The sequence below is a fragment of the Streptomyces sp. TSRI0281 genome (assembly GCF_001905125.1).
Taxonomy (GTDB): Bacteria; Actinomycetota; Actinomycetes; order Streptomycetales; family Streptomycetaceae; genus Streptomyces.
In genome coordinates, this window is record NZ_LWLE01000012.1 from 428,439 (window position 1) to 433,307 (window position 4,869).

At 69.1% G+C, this 4,869-nt stretch carries 3 protein-coding genes; 2 read left to right on the forward strand and 1 reads right to left on the reverse strand.

Annotation, left to right across the window (positions count from 1 at the left end):
* Positions 1–68: 68 nt before the first annotated feature.
* Positions 69–3,305, reverse strand: coding sequence for a BTAD domain-containing putative transcriptional regulator (locus tag A6A29_RS19640; RefSeq protein ID WP_241838552.1), 3,237 nt, complete (start codon positions 3,303–3,305; stop codon positions 69–71).
* A 412-nt stretch (positions 3,306–3,717) separates the two neighbouring features.
* Between A6A29_RS19640 and A6A29_RS19645 the strand changes: the two genes are divergently transcribed.
* Together A6A29_RS19645 and A6A29_RS19650 are read left to right on the forward strand one after the other, a co-directional pair.
* The gene (locus A6A29_RS19645) at positions 3,718–4,593 is read left to right on the forward strand and encodes an ACP S-malonyltransferase (RefSeq protein ID WP_073721461.1); all 876 of its coding nucleotides are present in this window, start codon (positions 3,718–3,720) and stop codon (positions 4,591–4,593) included.
* A 3-nt stretch (positions 4,594–4,596) separates the two neighbouring features.
* Entirely contained in the window at positions 4,597–4,854 is a 258-nt protein-coding gene (locus tag A6A29_RS19650) for an acyl carrier protein (protein ID WP_073721462.1), read from the forward strand.
* Positions 4,855–4,869: the final 15 nt, after the last annotated feature.

Consider the following 4,869-nt stretch of genomic DNA (forward strand, 5'->3'; position numbering starts at 1 on the left):
GGCACGGTCCGTCGGAGGCAATCGCCTGCTCCATGCGTGACGGCCGGTCGGGCAGCACTGGGCGCAGCTCACTCCGGTAATAACCGTTCGGTCGTGTCCTTGCCCAGGAGCTCGTGGAGCAGGCGCGTCGCGGGCAGGGCGGAGTGGAGGTACACGTACTCGCTGCGGTGCTCGATGACAGCGACCATGGTGCGCAGGGTGTCCACCGCGTCCTCCCGTTGTCCGGCGTGGTGCTGGGCCTGGGCCAGCAGTCCCAGGTGGAGCGGCAGGCGTATGTGTGTCCGGGACAGTCGCAGCTCCGCCAGCGAGTTCCTCATCTCGGGGATCCCCTCCCGATGGCCGACGTGCGTGAGGGCCCAGCCCAGCGGGATGTGAAGCATCGCCTTCCAGTAGTACAGCCCGTGTTCGACGGCCAGCCCGATGCCCTCGGTGCCCGAGGACCGTGCCGTCTCCACATCCCCCTCCCAGGCGGCCACGATCGCGTCGGCGTACAGGGCCTCGATCCGGTCCCACGGCCTGCTCTCGTACCGAGTCAGCCGCAACAGCCGCCGACGCTGCTCGGTGGCCGCCGCGCGGTCGTTCAGCAACCAGCGGGCGAACACGTCATAGCAACGGAAGTAGACACGTGGGTCGGACCGGTACGTTCCCTCCGGCAGCCTGCCCTCGCGCGCGAGCCGATCGGCGAGCTCGACGCCGTGCTCCAGTTCCTTGAGCGCGTCGGGCAGGAGGCCGCGGACGAAGAGCGCCGCACCCTCGCCGTACGCCGCGCCGAGCCGGGCGGTCGGGCCGTCGGTGCGCTCGGCGATGTTCCGCAGCAGGATGGACAGTTGCCTCGACTCGTCGTAGCGCCCGCGGACGAGAAGCGACACACCCAGCATCGACAGGACCGCCGGGTCGTCGGAGGTCTGGGGGGTGGTGTGCAGGCCGTGTCCCCGGGTGACCTCCGCCTCGGCCTCGACGTCGCCGAATCCGCGCACCTGGCCCAGCAGATGGCCCAGTTCCAGATGGAGCCGCTGCTCCAGGTCGCGGGCGGACGGGTCGTCGGGCAGTGAGCCCGCCATCACGAGCGCGCGGCGCAGCCACGTCTCGCGTTCCTCGGAGGCCAGGCGCACTTCCGCGTTCTCGGCCGCGCGCAGCAGCCAGGGCAGCACCCGCGCCGGGGGCATGGCGTTCTTGGCGCGCCAGGCGTGATGGGCGACGCGGTCGATCTCCTCCGGCTCGCTGTCCTCACGTACGTGCGGGGACAGGGCATCGGCATACCGGGCGTGCAGCCGCCGGCGCTCCTCCTCCGTCAGCTCGCTGGTGAGCACCTCCTGAGCCTGTGGCGGGGCGAGATGGAGCCGTCCGGGGCGGTGCCGGTCCGGGGCGAGCAGCCCGTACCGGACCGCCGACTCCACGATGGCGATGGCCGAATTGGTGCCGGTGGCACGGCACAGCGGATCCAGTTCGATATCGGGTGCGACGACCGCGCACAGCCGCAGGAGCCGTACGACCGGTTCCGGCAGCATGGCGAATTCCTGGCGGAGCACCTTGCGCGCGCACGTCACGATGAGGCCGAGGAGCTCGTCGACGGCGCCGGGATCGCGCAGGTCCCTCGCGTCGCAGAGCAGGGAGAGCATCTGCAGGACGAAGTAGGGACTGCCCGTGCTCTGGCGGTGCAGCGCGTCGACGACCCGCTCGTCGACGCCGGGCCCGGCGTGCGCGTCGACAAGGGTGGCGATGTCCGACCGGGTCAGTCCGGCCAGTCGAAGGATCTCCGTGTGGGGACCCTTGAGCACCTCGGTCATCACGCGGAACCGCGAGGCGTCGGGCCATGCCTCCAGGTCCCAGCCGGTCAGGACGATGCTGAGGGAATGGCCCTGGCGGCGCGTGGTCAGCAGGCGAAGCAGGTCCAGGGAGACGGTGTCCGCCCAGTGCACGTCCTCCAGAAGCAGCACCAGCGGCCTCTGGGCGGCCAGGGCGAGCAGGACTTCGCAGAGCGCGTCGTGGGTCCGGAAGGGGCCCTGGGAACCGCCCGGCTCGGCCTCCTCCCTGTCGCCCGGACCGGTCTGCCATCCGGGCAGCAGCGGGGAGAGCAGCGAGCCGAAGGGTGCCGCGGCGGCGCGGAAGGCATCGGGCCGTGCCGCCGACAGCCGACGCAGCACCTGGGTCCACAGCCAGTACGGCGGGACTCCCTCACCGGAGAAGCAGCCGCTCCGGATCGTTTCGATGTCCCCGTCCATGTTCTGCAGGCGCTGGACGAGCTCCATCACCAGATGGGTCTTGCCGAGCCCGGAGGAGCCGAACACACAGGCGAGGTGTCCACGACCGGCCGCCGCTCCGGCCGTTGCGGCGACCAGGCGCCTCAGCTCCCGTTCCCGGCCGGTCAAGGGCGGTGGTGTCACCGGTTCACCGAGGGTGAGTCCGGTGGCGAGGGACCGGACCTGTGCCGTACGCCCCGGCCCCTTCGGCTTCTCCGTACCGCACAGGGCCGTTTCCCCGGCCGCCGGAGTCACCGCGGCCACACCCTCGGCTTCGACGGACATCCCGGTCCGGACGGGCCGGGTGAACTCGGTGGTCCTGGACGGCAGCTCGACGTTCGGCACGGTGTGGGGGCGTTGGTCGCCGAGTTCCTGTCGGAGGAGAGCGGTGTGGAGCCGCTGGAGTTCGGCGGTCGTGTCCACGCCGTACTCCTCGACCAGATAGCTCCGCGTCCATTCGTACACCTCCAGCGCTTCGGCCTGACGGCCCGACCGGAACAACGCGGTCATCAGATGGCCGACCAGGCGTTCCCGCGTCGGATGCTGACGCACCTCGCGCTCCAGTTCGGTCACCACCTCGGCGGTCCTCCCCAGTTCGAGTCCGGCCTCGGCGGATGCCTCCAGGGCCGTGAGCCGGACCTGCTCCAGCCGTGTGCACTCGTCCGCGAGCGGCCGGTGGGTGACGAATTCGGCGTACGGGGAGCCGCGCCACAGGGCGAGCGCCCGGGTGAGCCGGTCCCGGGCGGCGGCGGGATCCTGGCGGGCGAGGAACCGGCGCCCGGTGGAGAAGAGGTGCTCGAACTGGTGGACGTCCACCTGCTCCGGGGACAGCTGAAGGACGTATCCGGGGGCCCGGTGGCGCAGTACCGCCGTCCTGCCGGGGCCGGCCGCGGGGGCCAGCGCCCGGCGCAGGTGGGAGATATGGCTCTGCAGCGTGGCGACGGCCCGCTGCGGCGGATCGTCCCGCCAGAGTTCCTCGACGAGAACCGTGGTGGGGACGACCCTGCCCAGCCGTATCAGCAGGAGCGCCAGGAGCGCCCGGCGACGGGGGGGACCCAGGGACACGTCATGCCCCCCGAACTGGGCCGACATGGGCCCCAGGACCTGCAGCACCGGTCCGGAGGGGGCGGGCGACTGGGGAGGCTGAGCTGCGCTCTGAGCCTGGCGTACAGACATATTCGGCCCCATTCGTTCTCACGCTTGAGACTTCTCCGGCGAATTAATCCTAGATCAGCGGATGTTCGTCCAATGATTCAGTGCCGATGAATGGCCAATAAACGATCACCGAATTGGCAAAGTGGTTCCTGTGTATACCGGGGGAACCGGCAAGCGGATGGCAAGGATCCCGACAAGGGGCCGAGTCGGTGGATCAGCATTCCGGCCAGCACGCCGCAAGGGGGGTGGCACAGCATGTGCGGAACCGACATCGCCGGGTGGCCGTGTGCCCGCCACCGGCGCAGACCCTGGAGGCATCACGGTGTTTGCGATTCTCTTCCCTGGGCAAGGGGCGCAGTTCCGGGGCATGGGTGCAGATGTTTTCGGCCGCTATCCAGGCATCTCGCGATACGCCTGCGATCTCCTGGGGTACGACCTGGTCGCGCGCTGCCGCGACAATCAGGACGACGTGCTCGCGCGAACGGAGTGCACGCAGCCGGCCCTCTTCACCGTCAACGCGCTGCATACGTTCGAGCGTGAGCGTCGCGAGGACCGGCGTGCCGACTGCTACCTCGGGCACAGCCTCGGGGAGTACAACGCGCTCCTGGCGGCCGGGGTCTTCGACTTCGAGACAGGTCTCCGGCTCGTCAAGAAGCGCGGCGAGCTCATGGCCGAGGCGTCGGGCGGCGGGATGACCGCGGTCATGGACACCCCGGCTCCGCGCCTGCTCGACATGTTGAGGGCGGACGGCGTCGAGGGCGTGGATCTCGCGGCCTTCAACACCGACGCCCAGGTCGTGATCGCCGGCAGCGACGGCGCCCTGCGTGCCGCCCACGCCTCGCTCAAGGAGCGGGGGATCCGCTTCGCCGCGCTACGGGTCAGCGCCGCTTTCCACTCCCGCCACATGGAACCGGTGCGCGCCGAATTCGAGAGATTCCTCGACGGGTTCACGTTCGCGGAGCCCGGAACGACCGTGATCTCCAATGTGAGCGGACGTCCCTACGAGCGGGGCACGATCCCGGAGTTGCTGAGCAGGCAGCTCGTCGAACCGGTCCTGTGGGCCGACAGCATTCGCTATCTCCTTTCTCTCGACGCCGGGCTGGAGTGCGAGGAGGTAGGCGGTCACTCCCTTCTCCGCATGGTGAAGAGTCTTACAAGGACCGATGCCCATAAAACTCTCATGAAAAGCGGGGTGTGAGACATGGACCGAACGCGGCACATACAGAAGCTCATCGAGGATCAATTCCTTGTGGAGTTCGACGGCGAACTGACGGCCGAGAGCGATCTGTTCAAGGCCGGGGTGATGGATTCCTTCGGATACATCCAGCTCCTGAGCTCCCTCGAACAGGACTTCTCGCTGAAGCTGACGGACGAGGAATTCCTCACGAACGTCTTCACCTCACTGGCAGCCATCGACGCCTTCATCGCGAAGAAACTTGCCGAGCGCGACGACCACTGAAGCAAGGAGACCCGC